Genomic DNA, 20,661 nt, shown 5'->3' on the forward strand with positions numbered 1-20,661 from the left:
TGCGCCGGGTACAGGAGAACATCATGGGCAAGTTCAAGTTTCCCTCCGCTTACACCATTCTCTTTTTTCTGATTGCCGTTGTGGCGGCACTGAGCTGGGTCGTGCCTGCCGGTCAGTATCAGATGGCAATGAATGAAACCCTCGGTAAAGAAGTGCCGATTGCCGGAACGTACGCGCACGTGGCGGCGCATCCGCAGGGGCTGGTTTCCGTACTGATGGCCCCCATTGCCGGGCTGTACGATCCCGTTTCCGGCCAGGCCGGGGCGATCGACGTCGCGCTGTTTATCCTGATCATCGGGGGATTTCTCGGGATCGTCACCAAAACCGGGGCGATCGACGCCGGGATCGAGCGCGTAACCACCCGCCTTCGCGGACGTGAAGAGTGGATGATCCCGATCCTGATGGCGCTGTTCGCGGCTGGCGGCACCATTTACGGCATGGCCGAAGAGTCCCTGCCCTTCTATACCCTGCTGGTCCCGGTAATGCTGGCCGCCCGTTTCGATCCGGTTGTCGCCGCATCCACCGTGCTGCTCGGGGCGGGGATCGGCACGCTCGGCTCCACCATCAACCCGTTTGCCACGGTGATCGCCGCTAACGCCGCCGGGATCCCGTTTACCAACGGTATCGCCCTGCGCGTGGCGCTGCTGGTGATCGGCTGGATCATTTGCGTGGCATGGGTGATGCGCTATGCCCGTAAAGTGCGGCTGGATCCGTCATGCTCTATCGTCGCAGACAAGCAGGAAGAGAACCTCGCCCACTTCCTCGGCAATAAAGGCGAGCAGTCGCTGGAATTTACCCCGGTGCGCAAAATCATTCTGCTGATCTTCGCCCTCGCCTTCGCGGTGATGATCTACGGCGTAGCGGTGCTGGGCTGGTGGATGGCGGAGATCTCGGCGGTATTTTTGGCCAGCGCCATTATCGTCGGGCTGATTGCCCGTATGAGCGAAGAGGAGCTGACCTCGACGTTTATCAACGGCGCGCGAGATTTGCTGGGCGTCGCGCTGATTATCGGCATTGCGCGCGGTATCGTAGTCATTATGGATAAGGGCATGATTACCCACACCATTTTGCACAGCGCGGAAGGGCTGGTCAGCGGGTTGTCCACGGTGGCGTTTATCAACGTGATGTACTGGCTTGAGGTCGTGCTGTCGTTTCTTGTGCCTTCTTCGTCCGGCCTGGCCGTTCTGACGATGCCGATCATGGCACCCCTTGCTGATTTCGCTAACGTCAACCGCGACCTGGTGGTTACGGCTTACCAGTCGGCCTCCGGCATCGTTAACCTGGTCACGCCGACCTCAGCGGTTGTGATGGGCGGTCTGGCGATTGCCCGTGTGCCTTACGTGCGTTACCTGAAATGGGTTGCGCCGCTGCTGGCGATCCTGACGGTGGTGATTATGGTGGCGTTAAGCCTGGGTGCCTTGTTGTAATTTGCCGGCTGGCACTGCGCCTGTCCGGCCTACGGACCGGTGCGGTGCCACCGGTTATGTCGGGAACTGATATGGGAAATATGATGGATTACGAAGACTGCTCTCCCAGAGAACAACTGCAGCTAACGGTGTGCCAGCAGCTGATCGCCGAAAAGAGTTATCTCTCCCAGGAAGAAATCCGCCGCGATTTGCAGGAGAGAGGGTTTGACAGCATCAGCCAGTCGACCGTTTCGCGTCTGCTGAAATTGCTCGGTGTCATAAAAATTCGAAATGCCAAAGGGCTAAAGATTTATTCGTTGAATCCTCAGTTGCGCCCTGCTCCCGATGCCGCGCGTACCGTTTCCGAAATGGTGGTGAGCGTGGAGCATAATAGCGAATTTATCCTTGTTCATACCGTGGCCGGATATGGCCGTGCGGTGGCGCGAATTCTGGATTATCACCAGTTACCGGAAATTTTAGGTGTGGTTGCCGGAAGCAGTATCGTCTGGGTCGCTCCCCGGGTGGTGAAACGTACTGCGCTGGTGCATAAACAAATTAATTATTTACTCAGAACGAATTAATATTCATAAAGAACCGTTTGCATTGAGTAAAGTGTGCATTAAACCCCTTGATCCGAAAATCGAGCTGCGTATAATGCCCGACAATTTGCCGGGAGGAAGCATGGTCAAGCGTGTACGACATAACGTCTTACCGCGTCTGAAATCAGACGCTGGCCTGCCGTTTTTCTTCCCGTTGCACAATCTATTCCCAGAGCCCCTCATTTGAGGGGCTTTTTTTTGCCCGGCGTCAGGAGATAAACATGAATCCGCTTTATCAAAAACACATCATTTCCATAAACGACCTCAGCCGCGAAGAGCTGGAACTGGTTCTGGAAACCGCGGCAAAACTGAAGGCAAATCCGCAACCGGAACTGCTGAAGCACAAGGTGATTGCGAGCTGCTTCTTCGAAGCGTCAACCCGCACCCGCCTCTCCTTCGAAACCTCCATGCACCGCCTCGGCGCGAGCGTGGTGGGGTTTTCAGACAGCAGCAACACCTCGCTGGGTAAAAAAGGCGAAACGCTGGCGGATACCATTTCAGTTATCAGTACCTACGTTGACGCGATTGTGATGCGCCACCCGCAGGAAGGCGCGGCGCGTCTGGCGACCGAATTTTCCGGCGGTATTCCGGTGCTGAACGCCGGAGACGGGGCCAACCAGCATCCGACGCAGACCCTGCTGGATCTGTTCACCATTCAGGAAACGCAGGGCCGTCTGGAAAACCTGAACATCGCCATGGTGGGTGACCTGAAATATGGCCGCACCGTTCACTCGCTGACCCAGGCGCTGGCGAAATTTAACGGCAACCACTTCTTCTTCATCGCGCCGGACGCGCTGGCAATGCCGCAGTACATCCTCGACATGCTGGACGAAAAAGGGATCCCGTGGAGTCTGCATGCCAGCATCGAAGAGGTGATGGGCAACGTCGATATTCTGTATATGACCCGCGTGCAAAAAGAGCGTCTGGATCCGTCTGAATACGCCAACGTGAAGGCACAGTTTGTGCTGCGCGCCAGCGACCTCGACGGCGCACGCGAGAATATGAAGGTGCTGCACCCGCTGCCGCGTATCGATGAGATCACCACCGACGTGGATAAAACGCCGCACGCCTGGTACTTCCAGCAGGCCGGAAACGGCATCTTCGCCCGCCAGGCGTTACTGGCACTGGTTCTGAATCGCGAATTGGCTCTGTAAGGGGAAATGACAATGACACACGATAACAAACTCCAGGTTGAAGCCATCAAACGTGGCACCGTGATTGACCACATCCCTGCCCAGATCGGCTTTAAGCTGCTGACGCTGTTCAAGCTGACCGAAACCGATCAGCGCATCACCATCGGCCTGAACCTGCCGTCGGGTGAAATGGGCCGCAAAGACCTGATCAAGATTGAAAACACTTTCCTGACCGACGAGCAGGTTAACCAGCTCTCTCTGTACGCGCCGGATGCCACCGTGAACCGCATCGACGAGTACGAAGTGGTCGGTAAATCCCGTCCTAATCTGCCGGATCGCATTGAAAATGTGCTGGTCTGCCCGAACAGCAACTGCATCAGTCATGCTGAGCCGGTTTCGTCCAGTTTTGCAGTGAAAAAACGTGCCGATGACATCGCACTCAAATGCAAATACTGCGAAAAAGAGTTTTCTCATTATGTGGTGCTGGCCAACTAATTGAGGTTGGTAAAGGATCCCGGCCTCCCTATAATGGCCGGGAACATTTAATCAGCTGTTATTCTGGAGAAATCATGACCAAAGTACTCGCGACGGAAAATGCACCAGCGGCTATCGGCCCATACGTTCAGGGCGTTGATCTGGGTAGCATGATTATTACCTCTGGCCAGATCCCGGTGAACCCAAAAACGGGTGAAGTGCCAGAAGACGTGGCGGCGCAGGCGCGTCAGTCGCTGGAAAACGTACAGGCTATCGTGGAGTCTGCGGGTCTGAAAGTAGGCGACATCGTGAAAACCACCGTGTTCGTGAAAGATCTGAACGATTTCGCGACCGTTAACGCCACGTACGAAGCGTTCTTCACTGAGCACAACGCCACTTTCCCTGCACGCTCCTGTGTGGAAGTTGCGCGTCTGCCTAAAGACGTGAAAATTGAAATCGAAGCGATCGCCGTACGTCGCTAAGTTTCAGCCTGGGGCAGCCGAGGCTGCCTTTGCGCCCGGCAGGCAACGCGCTACCGGGCGTTTTGCTACTGATTCCGCGTCGCCCGTAGCAGCGTCTCCAGCGGATACACCGCCGCAATCACCACTTCATCCTGTATTTTCGCCGCGTTATCCAGCTCGCCCTGAATAGAGGCAATCTCGTTGTCATCCAGCGTCCCCTGACGCGCCACCAGATCCGTCAGCCGCAGGCCAATCGAGGCCAGCTTATCCACCTCCTGAATGACCGGTTTAATCGCCTTCAGTGCGTAGCTGTTTTCACTCAATGCCAGCGCATCGCTGGTGTTGCTTTGCCAGCGGTTGAAGACGTGGCGCAGCGCGTCGGCGCTTTCCGCGTCTTCCGCGTCGCTGACCAGGCGGTCAGCCCATTTGTTCATCTGGCGCACCGTGGCACTTTCGGCGTTGAGCGCATCAGCAAACCGGTTGAGCGGTTCGAACTGATGGTAATTTCCGGCCTGGAACTTAAGGTGCTGACGGGTGTAATACTGCGCCGGCTCAATTGCCTGCGCGAGGATTTGCAGCGGAAGGGTATCGGCGTTATTCGCCAGACGCGTGAACTGCACCTGCTGCTGAGTATGCTGCTGCAGCCCGACCGAGACCGTCGACCAGCTGTCCATTGCCTGCAGGCGGGTGTACATGTTGTCGACATCGTTAACGTCCTGCGCGGACCATAACCGCTCCGCCACCGCAAAGGTGCGCGGCCACAGGCGGATATCCACCACCGGTGCGACCACGTTTTCCGCCCACAGCGCGGCTTCCCCGCCGAGCAGGTTCACCTGATGAGCGGCGTCCGGTACCACCGGCGGGATGCCTTTGGGGATATCGTCCAGGCGCTTGCCGCTAATGGGATAGCGGGCATTGCCCACCAGGAAATAGCCGCTCAGCTTATCGTTGTCCACCGACACCACCGGGCGCGTTTCGCCCATCCAGGTATCGACGGTAAACGTCACCTGATTGTCGTCGCGCCACGCAATATCCTGTACCGCACGACGGGATTTCCCGGCGAAATCAATAAATCCACGCCAGCCGGAATCCCCTTTCACCAGGGTGAAACTCCCCTCCACCGGCTTGCCTTTCAGACGCGGCATGGTGAATGTCCAGCTTTGAGCGCTGTCGGTGTCGCCAATCACATCCTCGCCGTTTAACCCCTGCGGCACAATTTCATTGCGGTAGTGATAGGCGGTGGACTGGGGCTGATCGAGGTAAAAGCCGGTCGAGAGAATGCCTTTATAGCCATTTTGCGCCACCTGCCCCAGCGCGTCCTGGCCCTGCCAGGACTGGATCAAGATGCTTTTTGGCAGATCAGGATGAGCAATTTCATCCCAGCCCACCATCTGCCGGTGGTGTTTTTCGAGGATATTTTCCAGCTTGCGATTGAAATAGGCCTGCAGGGCGTGGCTGTCTGCCAGTGTGTTGTCGCGCATAAACTGCTGAATGGCGGCGTTCGCTTTCCACTGGGTGTCATCCACCTCATCGCCGCCGATATGCAGATACGGATCGGGGAAGATCGCCGCCAGTTCACTGACCATCGCCTCCGCAAACTGATAGGTCGCCGCTTTTGTCGGATCCAGGACCGGTTTCAGCACGCCCCAGTGGCGCGCCATCTCATACGGTCCCGGGGCGCTCATCAGTTCCGGGTAGGCCACGGCAATCGCCGAGGCGTGGCCCGGCATGTCGATCTCCGGCACCACGCGGATGCCGCGTTCGGTGGCATAGCGCACAACGTCGCGCATCTGTTCCGGCGTGTAAAACAGCCCGTCGCTGGCAAGCTGCGTGAGCTTTGGATAGCGTGTCGAGCTGAAGCGCCAGCCCTGATCGTCGGTCAAGTGCCAGTGCAGCACGTTGAGTTTTGCCGCCGCCATACCGTCAATCTGCCGTTTGATATCCGGCAGCGGGATAAAGTGTCGTGCCGAGTCAAGCAGCAGCCCACGCCACGGGAAGCGGGGGGAATCCTCAATAGTGACCCACGGCAGGGAGGTGTTTTCCGCCCCGTTTTGTATCAGCTGGAGCAGGGTTTCCATGGCGCGCAGCGCGCCAAAACGGGTGTTGGCGGTGATATCCACGCCACTGGCATCGACCGTGAGCGTATAGCGCTCATCGCTGTCCGGCAGCGGCTGCGGCTTCACTTTTTTGGTAATGGCAATGCGGATAGTGGGCTTGTCCGGTTTAACGGCCTGCGGCTGTAGCGTCCAGCCGGTTTGCAGGGCGATGCGCTGGCGCAGACGGTTGACCGCGTCGCCGAGGTCGTCTCCGGTAACGCTGACGGAAAGGGTGTTGCTGAGTACCAGTGCGCCCTGCGTCGCGGGACGTTCAACCTTCGCAGGCCAGGGCATCAGGGGAAGGTCGCCTGCCGGAGCGGCAAACGCTGACGCGCCGAGCATCAGCCCGGCGGTTAAGAGACTGTACCGTAACATGAATGTTCCTTATCTGACGGGCCAAATAAAGGCAAAACATTCAGTTAACATGCGCTCATTTTGTCGTCAAGCGAATGCGCTGACGGAGATCACAGGTTGTTGAATTTGGGAGGAAACGTACCCCCTCTCCCGTGCCGGGAGAGGGGAGAAATCACTGCCACCCATACCGACGGCTATAGAAGCCTTTGACCATCTGCGTTAGCACCATGTAGCCCGCGAGGATCGCCACCAGCCACGGGAAGTAGCTCAGCGGCAGCGCCTGCAGCTGGAGGTAGCTGGCCAGCGGCGAGAACGGCAGTGCAATGCCGAGCGCCATCACGATGCCGGTCATGACAATCAGCGGCCACGCGGCCCGGCTCTGGATGAACGGGATGCGACGCGTACGGATCATATGCACAATCAGCGTTTGCGACAGCAGCCCTACCACGAACCAGCCGGACTGGAACAGCGTCTGGTGTTCCGGCGTGTTGGCATGGAACACAAACCACATCAGGCAGAAGGTCAGAATGTCGAAGATGGAGCTGATCGGGCCAAAGAACAGCATAAAGCGCCCCAGATCGGACGGGTTCCAGCGCTGCGGCTTCTGGATCTGCTCGTCGTCCACGTTATCAAACGGGATGGCAACCTGAGAGACATCGTACATCAGGTTCTGGATCAGCAGGTGCAGCGGCAGCATCGGCAGGAACGGCAGAAACGCACTCGCCACCAGCACGCTGAAAACGTTACCGAAGTTGGAACTGGCGGTCATCTTGATGTACTTCAGCATGTTGGCGAAGGTACGACGTCCCTCGATAACGCCCTCCTCCAGCACCATCAGGCTCTTTTCCAGCAGAATGATATCCGCCGCTTCACGGGCAATGTCCACCGCACCGTCTACGGAGATACCAATATCCGCCGCACGCAGGGCGGGCGCATCGTTAATGCCGTCGCCCATAAAGCCCACCACATGCCCTTCGCGACGCAGCAGGGTGACAATGCGCTCCTTGTGCATGGGTGTCAGCCGGGCGAACAGCGTGGTGCGCTGCGCAAGCGTCGCCAGCGCATCATCGGAGAGGTGCTCAATATCACTTCCCACAACGACGTCACCCGCATCCAGCCCCACTTCATGACACACTTTGGCGGCCACCAGCTCGCTGTCGCCGGTAAGGATTTTCACGGTGATGCCGCTGGCCTTTAACGCTTTCAGCGCAGGCGCGGTGGTCTCTTTCGGCGGATCGAGGAATGCGATATAACCCTCGAGGATCAGATCGGATTCGTCGATTCGCTGATAGTCCCCTTCGCGTGCAGGCAGGAATTTGCTCGCCACCGCCACCACGCGCAGCCCCTGACGGTTCAGGTTATCGGTGACGCGCTTGATACGGCGCAGCATGGTTTCATCCAGCGGCACAATGTCGCCGTTATAGCGCACCTGGGTTGAGACATTGAGGATCTCCTGCAATGCGCCTTTGCAGATCAGCTGATGCACGTCCGGATGCTCGCTCACCACCACCGACATGCGGCGGCGCTCGAAGTCGAACGGGATCTCATCCACTTTCTGCCAGCGCCCGGAGAGCGTGCGGGCAGATTCTTCATCCACGCCTTCGAGCACGGCGACGTCGAGCAGGTTTTTCAGCCCGGTCTGGTAGTGGCTGTTCAGCCAGGCGCTGTGCAGCACGCGATCGCTGGTTTTACCGGCGATATCGGTGTGGTTCTCCAGCACAATTTTGTCCTGGGTCAGCGTGCCGGTTTTATCGGTGCAGAGAATGTCCATCGCGCCAAAGTTTTGAATGGCATCCAGGTGTTTGACGATCACTTTTTGTTTTGACAGTTTGACCGCTCCGCGCGCCAGCGTGGAGGTGACAATCATCGGCAGCATTTCAGGCGTTAACCCTACGGCGACGGAGAGCGCAAACAGCGCCGCTTCCCACCAGTCGCCCTTGGTATAGCCGTTGATCAGCAGCACAATCGGCGTCATCACCATCATAAAGCGGATCAGCAGCATGCTGACGCGGCCAATCCCCTTCTGGAAGGCATTCGGTTCGCTCTCCTGCTCGCTCACGCGCCCGGCCAGCTGTCCAAACCAGGTGTTGCCGCCGGTAGCGATGACCATTGCCTGCGCCGTGCCGCTGACCACCGTAGTGCCCATAAAGCAGAGGGTGTCACACTCGAGCGGGTTCATCTGCTGCGGGTCGCGGGTGCGCGCCACTTTTTCTACCGGCAGAGATTCACCGGTCAGCGAGGCCTGCGCCACGAACAGATCCCGCGCCTGAAGAATACGTAAATCCGCGGGGATCATGTCGCCGGCCGCCAGCTTCACCAGATCGCCCGGCACCAGCTGGTCGATGGGCAGCTCAACCCAGGCGTTCTCCCCGAGATCGTTAATGACGCGCGAGACGGTTGCGGTGTTGCTTACCATCGCTTTCAGGGCGTCTGCCGCGCGGGTAGAGCGGGCCTCCTGAATAAAGTTCAGCAGCGTGGAGATCCCCACCATCAGGGCGATAACCCCGGCGGCAAACAGATCTTCGGTGGCATAAGAGATAATGCCAAGCACGGTCAGCAGCAGGTTGAACGGGTTACGGTAGCAGGTCCACAGATGCACCCACCACGGCGCCGGTTTTTGCGCCGGAATTTGGTTATCGCCATGCACGGCACGGATTTTTTCCACTTCCGCCGCGTTCAGCCCCTCCGGATGCCCGCCAAAGGCACGCCAGACTTCGTTTTCATCCATCGCCGCCACGTTCAGGCAGCGTTGGCTCAGGGAAGCAGGGATCGCTGCAGAGGCCATATTTTTGGCATTTGGCAGCGGGTCGCGCTGAACAAGACGATGTGGCAGGTGGCGGCTCAGCATCGCCTGCAGCTGCCGGGTGATATTTTTAAACATAGTCATTCCCCCGCGCCCGCAAACGCGGACACAGTATTTCCTGCAGGCGTGGCAAGGCCGTACCTGACAGGCACTTAATGTTTTAAGCAGGAACGTGCAGGACGTTGCTGCCTCACATACCGGTGAGACAGCACAAAGGCTGGCTTACCGGAAAGAAAGAACGCTCCCGTTCAGGAGAAGCGTGGGATCGGGATCCATGTCACCTCCGGTAAGTAAAAAAGTAGGGTGCCGCCGCGCAGTATAAGGATTTAACCGTACCGTTTGCGGCGATTCGGGCGGTATTATACTCCCCCGCAAATAAACCGAACGTAAACCAGACTTTGCCCATAGCGAAAACACGCTATAGCATTAGGCTCTACTGACCACGTTGTCATTGTTACAGGGAATACAGCATGCAGAACCGCCTTACGATAAAAGACATCGCGCGTTTAAGCGGCGTGGGGAAATCCACCGTATCGCGCGTGCTCAACAATGAGAGCGGTGTCAGCGAACGCACCCGCGAGCGCGTCGAGGCGGTAATGAATCAGCACGGTTTTTCCCCTTCCCGCTCTGCGCGCGCCATGCGCGGGCAAAGTGACAAAGTGGTTGCCATTATCGTCTCGCGTCTGGATTCCCTGTCCGAGAACCTCGCCGTTCAGACCATGCTGCCCGCCTTTTATGAGCAGGGCTACGACCCAATCATGATGGAGAGCCAGTTCTCCACGCAGCTGGTTGAAGAGCATCTGGGTATGCTCCAGCGGCGCAACATTGACGGCGTGGTGCTGTTCGGTTTTACCGGCATCAAAGAGGAGATGCTGAAGCCCTGGCAGGCGTCGATGGTGATGCTGGCGCGCGATGCCCACGGTTTTGCCTCCGTCTGTTACGACGATGAGGGGGCGATTATTACCCTGATGCAGCGTCTGTACGATAAAGGCCATCGCCATATCAGCTACCTCGGCGTACCGCATGCGGACGTTACCACCGGCAAGCGGCGTCACGAGGCCTACCTGACCTTCTGTAAACAGCACAACCTTTCCGCCGTCGCGTCTCTGCCGGGGCTGGGAATGAAACAGGGCTACGAGCAGGTCGCCAGCGTGCTGACCCCGCAGACCACGGCGCTGGTGTGCGCCACCGATACCCTGGCGCTGGGCGCGAGTAAATATCTTCAGGAGCAACGCATAGAAGGGCTGCAGATCGCGAGCGTAGGCAGTACGCCGCTGATGAAGTTTCTGCACCCGGAGATTATCACTGTCGACCCGGGCTACGCCGAGTCAGGCAGGCAGGCCGCTGCACAGCTGATCGAGCAGATCAACGGGCGTGCTGAGCCGCGTCAGATCGTGATTCCCGCCCACCTTTCATAACCCTCGTTTATCCGTTTATTGTGATCTTCGCCCGATTTCGGGAACGTTCCCATTTTCGCCGTCACGCTGAAGGAGTAGGCTTGCGCTCAGGTCATTACCCCCCTCACCATCGGTCATGAGGTTTCATGATGAGTAAAGTCAAACAAGAAGATATCGACCAGTTGATTGTCCTGGTAGGCGGCCGTGAAAACATCGCGACCGTCAGCCATTGCATTACCCGCCTGCGCTTCGTGCTGAACGATCCGGCCAAAGCCGATCCGAAAGCCATTGAAGCGCTTTCCATGGTCAAAGGCTGCTTCACCAACGCCGGTCAGTTCCAGGTCGTCATCGGTACCGAAGTGGGCGATTACTATCAGGCTCTGCTGGCGACAACCGGGCACAGTTCAGCCGATAAAGAGCAAGCCAAGAAAGCTGCACGCCAGAATATGAAATGGCACGAGCAGTTAATTTCCCACTTCGCGGAGATTTTCTTCCCGCTGCTCCCGGCGCTGATCAGCGGCGGTCTGATTCTGGGCTTCCGCAACGTTATCGGTGATGTGCCGATGAGCGACGGCAAAACCCTGGCGCAGATGTACCCGGCGCTGAAAACCGTTTACGACTTCCTGTGGCTGATTGGCGAAGCGATCTTCTTCTATCTGCCGGTCGGGATTTGCTGGTCAGCGGTGCGCAAAATGGGCGGTACGCCGATTCTGGGTATCGTGCTGGGCGTCACACTGGTCTCTCCACAGTTAATGAACGCTTACTTACTTGGTCAGCAGGTGCCTGAGGTGTGGAACTTCGGTCTGTTCACCATCGCGAAAGTGGGCTATCAGGCACAGGTGATCCCAGCCTTGCTGGCCGGTCTGACGCTGGGCTTTATTGAAACGCGCCTGAAACGCATCGTACCGGATTACCTCTATCTGGTGGTGGTGCCGGTTTGCTCCCTTATTCTGGCCGTCTTCCTCGCCCATGCGTTTATCGGTCCGTTTGGCCGCATGATTGGCGACGGCGTTGCCTTCGCGGTACGTCACCTGATGACCGGCAGCTTCGCGCCGATTGGTGCCATGCTGTTTGGCTTCCTGTACGCCCCGCTGGTGATCACCGGCGTGCACCAGACCACGCTGGCGATTGATATGCAGATGATTCAGAGCCTGGGCGGTACGCCGGTCTGGCCTATCATCGCGCTGTCTAACATTGCGCAGGCCTCGGCGGTCACGGGCATTATCCTGGTCAGCCGCAAGCATAACGAGCGTGAGATTTCTGTTCCGGCCGCCATCTCCGCCTACCTCGGCGTTACCGAACCGGCGATGTACGGTATCAACCTGAAATACCGCTTCCCGATGCTGTGCGCGATGATCGGCTCCGGTCTGGCAGGCCTGGTATGCGGTCTGTACGGTGTGATGGCGAACGGGATCGGTGTCGGCGGTCTGCCAGGTATTCTCTCCATCCAGCCCGCATTCTGGCAGGTGTTTTCCCTGGCGATGGTCATCGCGATTGTCGTCCCAATGGCTCTCACCACCGTGGTTTACCAGCGTAAGTACCGTCAGGGCGCGCTGCAGATTGTTTAACTTCATCTTTCGGGGCGCAGTTGCGCCCCTTCGCATTTGCAGGAACGCATTATGAATACCCTTCCTCACTGGTGGCAGAACGGCGTTATCTACCAGATCTATCCAAAGAGTTTTCAGGACACGACGGGCAGCGGTACCGGCGATTTACGCGGCGTCACGCAGCGGCTGGACTACCTGCAAACCCTTGGCATCGACGCCATCTGGCTGACGCCGTTTTATATTTCCCCGCAGGTAGATAACGGGTACGACGTGGCGAATTACACCGCCATCGACCCGGCCTACGGCACGCTGGATGATTTTGACGAGCTGGTCGCGCAGGCCCATCAACGCGGCATTCGTATCGTGCTGGATATGGTGTTCAATCATACCTCAACGCAGCACGCCTGGTTCCGGGAATCGCTGAATAAAGAGAGCCCGTATCGCCAGTTCTACATCTGGCGCGACGGTACACCGGAACAACTGCCCAATAACTGGCGCTCCAAATTTGGCGGCAACGCCTGGCGCTGGCACGCCGAGAGCGAGCAGTACTATCTGCACCTGTTCGCCCCCGAGCAGGCGGACCTCAACTGGGAAAACCCGCAGGTGCGCGCCGAGCTGAAAAAGGTATGCGAGTTCTGGGCCGACCGTGGCGTGGACGGTTTACGCCTCGATGTGATTAACCTGATTTCCAAAGACCAGGATTTCCCGGATGACGCCGTGGGCGATGGCCGTCGCTTCTATACCGACGGACCGCGCATTCATGAGTATCTTCAGGAGATGAGCCGCGACGTCTTTACCCCGCGAAACCTGATGACGGTAGGCGAGATGTCGTCGACCTCGCTGGAAAACTGTCAGCAATACGCCTCTCTCGACGGGCGCGAGCTGTCGATGACCTTCAACTTCCACCACCTGAAAGTGGATTACCCCGGCGGCGAAAAGTGGACCCTGGCCAGGCCGGACTTCGTGGCGCTGAAAACCCTCTTCCGCCACTGGCAGCAGGGCATGCACAACAAAGCCTGGAACGCGCTGTTCTGGTGTAACCACGATCAGCCGCGCATTGTGTCGCGCTTTGGCGATGAAGGGGAGTACCGTCCCCACGCCGCGAAAATGCTCGGCATGGTGCTACACGGAATGCAGGGCACCCCGTATATTTACCAGGGCGAAGAGCTGGGTATGACCAACCCGCACTTTAACCGTATTACCGATTACCGCGACGTTGAAAGCCTTAATATGTTCGCTGAACTGCGGGCCAACGGTCGCACCCCCGAAGAATTGCTGGCTATTCTGGCGAGTAAATCCCGCGATAATGGCCGCACGCCAATGCAGTGGGATGCCACACACAGTGCGGGCTTTACCGAGGGTGAGCCGTGGATTGGCGTTTGCGACAACTATGAGACGGTCAATGCCCGTGCGGCACTGGACGATACTGATTCGGTGTTTTACACCTACCAGACGCTGATTCGCCTGCGCAAAACCCTGCCGGTGCTGACGTGGGGAGATTATGAAGATCTGCTGCCTGACCACCCTGCCCTGTGGTGCTATCGCCGGCGGTCGCAGGGCCAGACGCTGATGGTGGTGGCAAACCTGAGCCGTGAGCGCCAGCAATGGGTTCCCGCGTCAGTACAGGGAACCTGGCGGGTCGCACTGAGCAACTATGCGGATGCTCCCCCTCAGCCCGACAACCTGCTGTTGCGCCCGTTTGAAGCCATCTGGTGGATACAGGAATAACCCTCAAGAGATACAGCCAGCTGTATCTCTTTTTTTATGTTTAGCGATACGCTAAATGTACGACGATAACTTTTACTTCACGGTGTGCCAAAATAAGAATAGCCCTGCCATTTAAATAACCTCGGCAGGACATTATGAAAAAGACAATTATTAAAGCAACATGTATTAGCGCATTATTATTAAGTACCCAGGGATGGTGCGGAAATACCTCCGTCGATCTTCGCTTTGGTCATAATACGCGCTCAGACGTAAATGATTCACGTATTAAAGTGATGCATCAGGCTGATAACGGTTTTTACTTCTCCGTCGAAGCGGCGCAAAACCATAACGATACGTTCTTTGGCGATACCGACCGATATAATCCGGACGAAAAAGGGTTAACGGAGGCAGCACAGGAAATCGAAACACGCTGGCGTTTTGATCTGGGAAATGGGTTCGCCATCGCACCAGGGATGGTGACCGTCTTTACCGCCAGCAATACGCATTACCGCCCCTTCATCCAGGGCTGGAAAGCATTCGATAACGGCCTGAACCTGTCTGCCCGCTACCGCTATAACACCGTTAACGACGCGCACAGTGACAAACGCCTGGATGGCAGCGGCTACACCCGCCGCGAGTCGCACCAGTTCGACCTGTGGTTCGCGTACAACATCGGGAAATTCGGCATGTCCTATAACCCGCGCTTCCGCTGGCAGGATAATGTCGATCAGGGAACCGGGGATGATACCTACTGGGAGCACACCGTAGCGTTCAACTACAAGCTCGACGACGGCTGGACGCCTTACGTCGAACTGGTGTCGCTGGATAAAACCTACCTCACTCAGGATGGCAATCATGAAAATGATTACGCCATTCGTCTGGGTATCGTGAAACAGCTCTGACAGCCTGCCTACTCCGTATCGTGCTGCAGAAGCCTGCAGCCGATACGATCGACGGCGCTTAACAGGTCCAGCTGTCCCTCTCGCTGGTATAACGAGACGGCATTCATATCAATCGACAACGGCCAGCACAGAGTCGAAAGCCCGGCCAGCGTCGAACCCTGACGGGTAATCGCAATAATCTTTAGCCCTTTACGCAGCGCGTTACGCGCCATTTCAATCAGCGACTGCGTCTCCCCGGATTTACTGATCAACACCAGCGTGCCCTTCGATACCCGGGTCAACTGGTGCATATCATTCAGAATCAGGTGCGGCAGGCTCGCCAGTGACAAAAAACGCGACAGGTAGTTGAGGCTGGTGAGAGACGCCCCGCGTGCATATAAATAGATATGGCTGGAATGGGTCAGTAACCGGGACACGTCCACCACGATATCGTCTGCCTGCGGCCCCATCGCAGGCTCGGCAGGGACAGACGTAAAATGGTCGCGTAAAAACCGATAGCGAAGCTCGGTATAACTTTTATAGCCCATTTTCTTACAGACGCGATTCACCGAGGTGGTTGTCGTAAAAGTATCACGCGCAATCTCTTTTGCCGATATATCAGAAATATTGCGTGCGTGGTGCTGAATGTATTCAAATATCAACCGTTCACTTCCCTGAAATGAATTCATTTATTACGTCCTGTTAAAACCTAACAGGATATTAGCAGAATAGCGAAATAGTCTCTGGAAGGCGCTTCACATATTGCAACATAGCGTATGACGATACGTAATTAGTATTAGCAAACCTTAAACACTGTTTTAAGTTCTCTTTATACTTTCGCTATTTTCACACCCAGGGAATTATTACAATGATGAATCAAAAAATTATCGCTGTAACGGCTTGTCCTACAGGGATCGCGCACACGTTTATGGCGGCAAGTAAAATTATTGCATGGGCAAAAGCGCATAATATTGAGGTCAAGGTCGAAACGCAGGGCAGCGACGGCGTAAAAAACAGATTAACGAAACAGGATATTGCCTCCGCCACGGCCATTATTCTTGCAACCGACGTTCCCATTCAGGACGCAGAACGTTTTGAACACGTTCCTCACCTTCAGACCCGCACGCAGGAGCTGATTAAAAATACCGACCGCTACCTGCGTCAGGCGCTGGCCATGCAGAAAAACGTCACCACTGTGACGTATGAAGACGCCATTCAGCGTTCGACTTACCAGATTTTTATCGGCCATATCATGGCGGCCATCAGCTATATGTTACCGGTCGTGGTGATGGGCGGCCTGATGATGGCGACGGCCAAAATTACCGGGCAGTTTATTAACATTGAGCATTCGCCGTTCAGCGTGCTGGATAAAATGGGCTTTATGACCATCAAGTTCATGTACCCGGTCTTTGCGATGTATCTGGCCTTTTCCATTGCCGGTAAACCGGCGCTGATCCCCGGACTGATCGGCGGCATCATGTCAGATGAGGTCTACAAACGCTTCTTTGATATTGAAGGCTTTATGCCCTCCGGCTTTTTCGGCGCAATTGGCATCGGCTTTTTTGTCGGCTATCTGGTGCGCTGGCTGAATGATGCAATTCACGTCCGACAGCAGCTTACCACCCTTAAAACCATGCTGGTCGTTCCGCTGATCACCGGTATTACGCTGGTGATGGTAATGGAATATCTGATCAACCCGATTTTTGGTTCGCTTAACCAGCTGATGGTGGTCTTTTTTACCTCGGCGGGTGATACCGGACGCGGCTTCTATTCGGCCATGATCGCCGCGGGTACCGCGTTCGATCTCGGCGGCCCGGTCAACAAGGCGGCAGGATCAGTCGCGCTTGGCCTGAACGGCATGAGCGAGACATTTGATTTAACCGCCCGCGAGCTCTCCATCGTGATTCCTTCTATTGGGGTAGGCCTCGCCGCGTTCCTCAATGGGCGTTTTGGCCTGCCGGATGTGTTCAGCCGTGAAGAGAAAACCGTTGGCAGCACTTCGTTATTGCTGGGCTTTATCGGTATTTCAGAAGGCGCTATCCCGTTCATTCTGAAAAACCCACGCCTGATCCCCGTGTTCATGACAGGAGCCGTCGCGGGTGCGCTGGTGGCGATTGCCCTCGGCGTGAAGCAGACGTTGCCCCTGCCGGCTATCTGGGGCTGGCCGCTGGCGACCAATGTGGTCGGGTACCTGGCAAGCGTCTTTATTGGCGCACTGATTTGCGCCCTGGGCGTGCTTTATCTCAGCCCAAAGAACGCCAGATAAGGAGAGCGCAATGAGCCAGATCCACGTCATAGCCCATACCCACTGGGATCAGGAGTGGTATTTCACCCGCCAGGACAGCATGGTGCTGGCGTCATACAACTTTGCGGAGGTCATCGAGACGCTGGAGCAGGACCCGGCCTGGCAGTGCTATCACCTTGACGGGCAGATGGCGGTGGTGGATGACTTTCTCGCCATCAATCCCGATTACCGGCCCCGGCTGGAAAAACTGGTCCGGGAGAAAAGCGTGTTTGTCGGGCCGTGGTTCACCCAGACGGATACCTACAACGTTCACGGCGAATCGATTATCCGCAACCTCAAGTACGGCATTTTCGCCGCTCGGGCGCTGGGGCATGCCATGCAGGTCGGTTATCTGCCGGATACCTTTGGGCATAACGCGCAGATGCCCACGATTTTGCAGGGCTGCAATATCGATAATATCGTTTTCTGGCGCGGTATCGACCACGACACTCAGGCCAAAAACAGCCAGTTTCTCTGGCGCGCGCCGTCAGGTGCAACCATCATCGCCTGTGCAATGGCGCTGGGGTATGGTGCGGCCAAGAACATGCGCGCGGAGGCAAGCCATCTGCACGGCAAGATCTACCCGATGGTGGATCTGCTGCGTTCACGGTCGCAGATTGACGACCTGCTCCTGCCCTGCGGCGGCGATCAGGTGAGCATCGACCCGGCGCTGCCGCATATCCTGCAGGCTGCCAGCGCGCACTCTCCCACGCAGGACCGTTACGTCCTCAGCTCGCTGGAGCAGTACGTCGCACTGCTGCGCACAAAACGGGAACAGCTGGCGTTATGGGAAGGTGAGCTGAAATCGCCGCGCTACACCCGCATTCACAAAACGATCGGGTCTGTGCGTTACGATATCAAAAAGAAAAATGCCGACATCGAGCAGTTCATCCTGCGACAGCTGGAGCCCACTATCGCCATGGCGCGTCATCAGGGCATTCCGGTCACGCTCCCGATTGTGGACACCCTCTGGAAGAAGCTTCTGCGAAGCCATGCCCACGACTCCATGGGCGGCTGCAACAGCGATGCCACTAACCGCGATATTCTTCATCGGCTCGAGCAGACAGAGCAGCTTTGTCACAGCCTGTGGAATCTGGTGGTGAAGTCACTGGCCGCCGCATGCTGTCAGGAGGGTGACCTGCTCATTTTCAACCCGCTGGCCACCCCGACCCGCTGCGTGATCCACACCACCCTGTACAGTCGGGCCGACAATATCACCCTGACGTATCAGGGCCAGCCGCTGCCCTTCGACGTTCTGGAACGCGAGACGTTACCCGGAGGAACGGCCATCACCCTCACCTGTGAGGGCGAACGCGAAACACACCTTCCGCCTTATTTCCGCTGGCATGTTGTTCTGCAGACGCCTCTCCTGCCGCCGGTGGGCTATATCACCGTCAACGTAACAGACACACCGGCTCCGTTTGCCAGGACCTGCGCCGCGAAAGGAGAGGCGATAGAGAATACGGTTTATCGACTGACGCTGGAGGGCGGTACGCTGGTGCTTGAAGACAAACGCAACGCCAGGCGCATCACGTCGTTATTCAGTCTTGAAGACTGCGCGAATGCCGGAGACAGCTATGATTTCTCGCCGCTCGCGGGCGATGAACCGACGCGCTGCGCGCATTTCACGCTGATCGACTGCAGCAAAACCCCTCTTTGCCAAACGATAGTGCTTGAGGCGGTCATGTCGCTGCCGCCGGATCTCGCTGGACGCCGGGAAAATACCCGCACGCCGTTATCAATGCGCATAGTGTGCGAATTACGTCACGACGATCCGAACCTGCATGTCGATAGCTCGCTGGTAAACAGCCACTGCGATCACCGGCTGCGTTTACTGATCAACAGCGATATTTGCACCCGTCACTCCCTCGCCTCGCAGCCGTTCTCGATAATCGAGCGCGAAACGGGGTACGACGATACTCACTGGCAGGAGCGCTATCGTGAGAAACCCGTGGACATCGAAACCAGCGAGGGCATTATCGCTATCGCGCAAGCGGGCAAAGCGCTGGTCGTGAATAGCCGCGGCATGAAAGAGTTTCAGGTTATTGGAAGCGATCCGGCAGTCATTGCCCTGACCTTATTCAAATCAACCGGCGTACTGGGGCGCAGCGATCTTGACTGGCGACCTGGCCGGGCGTCTGGCATTAACAATACGGTGGTCGACACGCCCGATGCGCAGCTGCTCAAACCGCTGCACTTTTCCTTCACCGTGGCGCTGGCCGATAACGCAGACCATCTGACGCTGCGCCAGCTGGAGAATCAGGCGACGGGTCACCCCTTCACCTATCAACGGCAAACGCTGCATACCCTCGATAACCGGCTTGAGCGTTTTTCGCTGCGCCTGCCCGAACGCACGCTGCCGGCAGAATTTTCGTTATTCGCCTTACCGGAACCGCTCGTTCTTTCTGCCCTGCCCCATGCACAACAATCGCCTGGCACGATCGCCCGCGTGTTCAACGCCGGGACGCAGCCTGTCCCTGTTCCGGCTGGCCTGGCAGAGCGTCCCCAGCTCAATTATCTGGAAGAACACGTACCATCGGTGACGATGATCCCCCCTTCTGCGACCTGTGATTTTTTGATTGAGGCTTAACATGAACTTGCTTGAACTCACGCACCCCGAACTGGTGTTTATTAACCCACCCTGCCGCACGCCTGAAGCGCTGATCCGCTGGCTCTCCGAACCGCTTGTCGGGCGAAACGTCATCACCGATAAAGACGCCTTTATCCAGAGCGTCTTACACCGCGAAAGTGAAGGTCCCACCGCGCTGGGCGAAGCGCTGGCCGTTCCGCACGGTAAATCAGACGCGGTGCAGAAGGCGGCGTTTTGCCTGGCGCTTTTTGATGAGCCGGTTATCTGGCCGGGGCTGGAAGGCGATGAAGCGGTCAGGATGGTTTTTCTGCTCGCCATTCCGCACGCCGAGGCCGGCAGTACGCATATGCAGCTGCTGACGGCGCTGACCAGTTCGCTGGCGGAAGAGCGCGTGCGTAACGCGCTTCTGGCGGCGCGCACCGGCGAAGAAGCGCTGTCCGCGTTGCGCAGAGAAATGCCACAAAACGCGGACGCCGAACCCGGGCGCTCACTTGTTATCCCGCTGATACTGGGGGGTATTGCGGCGGCAGCCTTTCTCCAGGCCGGACTGAACTGGGCATGCGGGGTGAGTTAACCGACTGGCGCTCGGCACATGCTGCTGAGCGCTTGTTTTTGTTGAATAATTAATCAGAATTTTCCCTCTCGTCTTTACAAACGCTGGAGTGCCCGTCGTTTGTACTCTCGTCTTTTTACTTTGTTCTGAATCAAATAAATCGCAAACATGTTTGATGCAAATCACTATATGTAGCACTTAAAATGCACGCCGACCCAACATATTGTATTTATCGTCTACTATTCCAACAACAAGACGGCGACTCAGCTCTCCGGAATTGTGGATAACACGCGTTGGGAACGTGGGAAGTCTCTGGCCTGGCTGACAATACGCCCGGTGAACACTTCTCCACCTTTGTGGATAACCTGTTTTTAAA

Annotated in this window: 16 protein-coding genes and 1 pseudogene; 13 read left to right on the forward strand and 4 right to left on the reverse strand. The window is 56.9% G+C overall.

Annotation, left to right across the window (positions count from 1 at the left end; genetic code table 11):
• Positions 1 to 23 precede the first annotated feature (23 nt).
• Positions 24 to 1,427, forward strand: a complete 1,404-nt coding sequence (locus tag AM410_RS04405) for a YfcC family protein (RefSeq protein WP_020885390.1) — start codon at positions 24 to 26, stop codon at positions 1,425 to 1,427.
• Between the two features lie 80 nt (positions 1,428 to 1,507).
• Positions 1,508 to 1,987, forward strand: a complete 480-nt coding sequence (locus tag AM410_RS04410; protein WP_025205741.1) for an arginine repressor — start codon at positions 1,508 to 1,510, stop codon at positions 1,985 to 1,987.
• Positions 1,988 to 1,990: 3 nt separating this feature from the next.
• Here the strand turns inward: AM410_RS04410 and AM410_RS24320 are convergent.
• Positions 1,991 to 2,108, reverse strand: a pseudogene (locus AM410_RS24320) (hypothetical protein).
• Between AM410_RS24320 and AM410_RS04415 the strand changes: the two are divergent.
• The 4 genes from AM410_RS04415 to ridA all read left to right on the forward strand — a co-directional run bounded on the left by AM410_RS04415 (position 2,088) and on the right by ridA (position 4,094).
• A complete protein-coding gene (locus tag AM410_RS04415) occupies positions 2,088 to 2,192 on the forward strand; it encodes a pyrBI operon leader peptide (protein ID WP_168769597.1) in 105 nt (34 codons plus the stop codon). The pseudogene AM410_RS24320 and the gene AM410_RS04415 overlap by 21 nt on opposite strands.
• 34 nt (positions 2,193 to 2,226) lie before the next feature.
• Positions 2,227 to 3,159 carry an aspartate carbamoyltransferase gene (gene pyrB / locus AM410_RS04420; RefSeq protein WP_014168402.1) on the forward strand — a complete coding sequence of 311 codons (933 nt, stop codon included), beginning with the start codon at positions 2,227 to 2,229 and terminating at the stop codon, positions 3,157 to 3,159.
• A 12-nt stretch (positions 3,160 to 3,171) separates the two neighbouring features.
• A complete protein-coding gene (pyrI, locus tag AM410_RS04425; protein ID WP_025205744.1) occupies positions 3,172 to 3,633 on the forward strand; it encodes an aspartate carbamoyltransferase regulatory subunit in 462 nt (153 codons plus the stop codon).
• Positions 3,634 to 3,707: 74 nt separating this feature from the next.
• Positions 3,708 to 4,094, forward strand: coding sequence for a 2-iminobutanoate/2-iminopropanoate deaminase (ridA, locus tag AM410_RS04430; protein ID WP_014168399.1), 387 nt, complete (start codon positions 3,708 to 3,710; stop codon positions 4,092 to 4,094).
• A gap of 65 nt (positions 4,095 to 4,159) precedes the next feature.
• Here ridA and AM410_RS04435 read toward each other — a convergent pair whose 3' ends face one another.
• Positions 4,160 to 6,544: a beta-N-acetylhexosaminidase gene (locus tag AM410_RS04435; protein ID WP_108647573.1), complete on the reverse strand. Its 2,385-nt coding sequence runs from the start codon at positions 6,542 to 6,544 to the stop codon at positions 4,160 to 4,162.
• Between the two features lie 151 nt (positions 6,545 to 6,695).
• Complete coding sequence (gene mgtA, locus AM410_RS04440; RefSeq protein ID WP_050737609.1) at positions 6,696 to 9,404, reverse strand: magnesium-translocating P-type ATPase; 2,709 nt, start codon at positions 9,402 to 9,404, stop codon at positions 6,696 to 6,698.
• Positions 9,405 to 9,796: 392 nt separating this feature from the next.
• Here mgtA and treR point away from each other — a divergent pair, with 392 nt between their 5' ends.
• From treR to AM410_RS04460, 4 genes are all read left to right on the forward strand, one after another.
• On the forward strand, positions 9,797 to 10,744 hold the full coding sequence (treR, locus tag AM410_RS04445; protein WP_014168396.1) for a trehalose operon repressor TreR: 948 nt from the start codon (positions 9,797 to 9,799) through the stop codon (positions 10,742 to 10,744).
• 128 nt (positions 10,745 to 10,872) lie between these two features.
• Entirely contained in the window at positions 10,873 to 12,291 is a 1,419-nt protein-coding gene (gene treB / locus AM410_RS04450; protein ID WP_025205752.1) for a PTS trehalose transporter subunit IIBC, read from the forward strand.
• A gap of 51 nt (positions 12,292 to 12,342) precedes the next feature.
• A complete protein-coding gene (treC, locus tag AM410_RS04455; RefSeq protein WP_108647575.1) occupies positions 12,343 to 13,998 on the forward strand; it encodes an alpha,alpha-phosphotrehalase in 1,656 nt (551 codons plus the stop codon).
• A gap of 134 nt (positions 13,999 to 14,132) precedes the next feature.
• Positions 14,133 to 14,879 (forward strand): oligogalacturonate-specific porin KdgM family protein, encoded by a 747-nt coding sequence (locus tag AM410_RS04460; protein WP_025205757.1) that lies wholly within the window; start codon positions 14,133 to 14,135, stop codon positions 14,877 to 14,879.
• An 8-nt stretch (positions 14,880 to 14,887) separates the two neighbouring features.
• On the opposite strand, the gene AM410_RS04465 is transcribed toward AM410_RS04460, so the two are convergent.
• Complete coding sequence (locus AM410_RS04465; RefSeq protein ID WP_014168392.1) at positions 14,888 to 15,547, reverse strand: MurR/RpiR family transcriptional regulator; 660 nt, start codon at positions 15,545 to 15,547, stop codon at positions 14,888 to 14,890.
• Positions 15,548 to 15,726: 179 nt separating this feature from the next.
• Between AM410_RS04465 and AM410_RS04470 the strand changes: the two genes are divergently transcribed.
• From AM410_RS04470 to AM410_RS04480, 3 genes are read left to right on the forward strand one after another with little or no spacing between them, the layout of a single operon-like run.
• Positions 15,727 to 17,124: a PTS fructose transporter subunit IIC gene (locus AM410_RS04470; RefSeq protein WP_073397052.1), complete on the forward strand. Its 1,398-nt coding sequence runs from the start codon at positions 15,727 to 15,729 to the stop codon at positions 17,122 to 17,124.
• A gap of 10 nt (positions 17,125 to 17,134) precedes the next feature.
• The gene (locus tag AM410_RS04475) at positions 17,135 to 19,732 is read left to right on the forward strand and encodes a glycoside hydrolase family 38 C-terminal domain-containing protein (protein WP_108647577.1); all 2,598 of its coding nucleotides are present in this window, start codon (positions 17,135 to 17,137) and stop codon (positions 19,730 to 19,732) included.
• 1 nt (position 19,733) lies between these two features.
• A complete protein-coding gene (locus AM410_RS04480) occupies positions 19,734 to 20,306 on the forward strand; it encodes a PTS sugar transporter subunit IIA (protein WP_108647578.1) in 573 nt (190 codons plus the stop codon).
• Positions 20,307 to 20,661 lie beyond the last annotated feature (355 nt).

Source organism: Enterobacter cloacae complex sp. FDA-CDC-AR_0164, from assembly GCF_003071645.1.
GTDB lineage: Bacteria > Pseudomonadota > Gammaproteobacteria > Enterobacterales > Enterobacteriaceae > Enterobacter > Enterobacter ludwigii.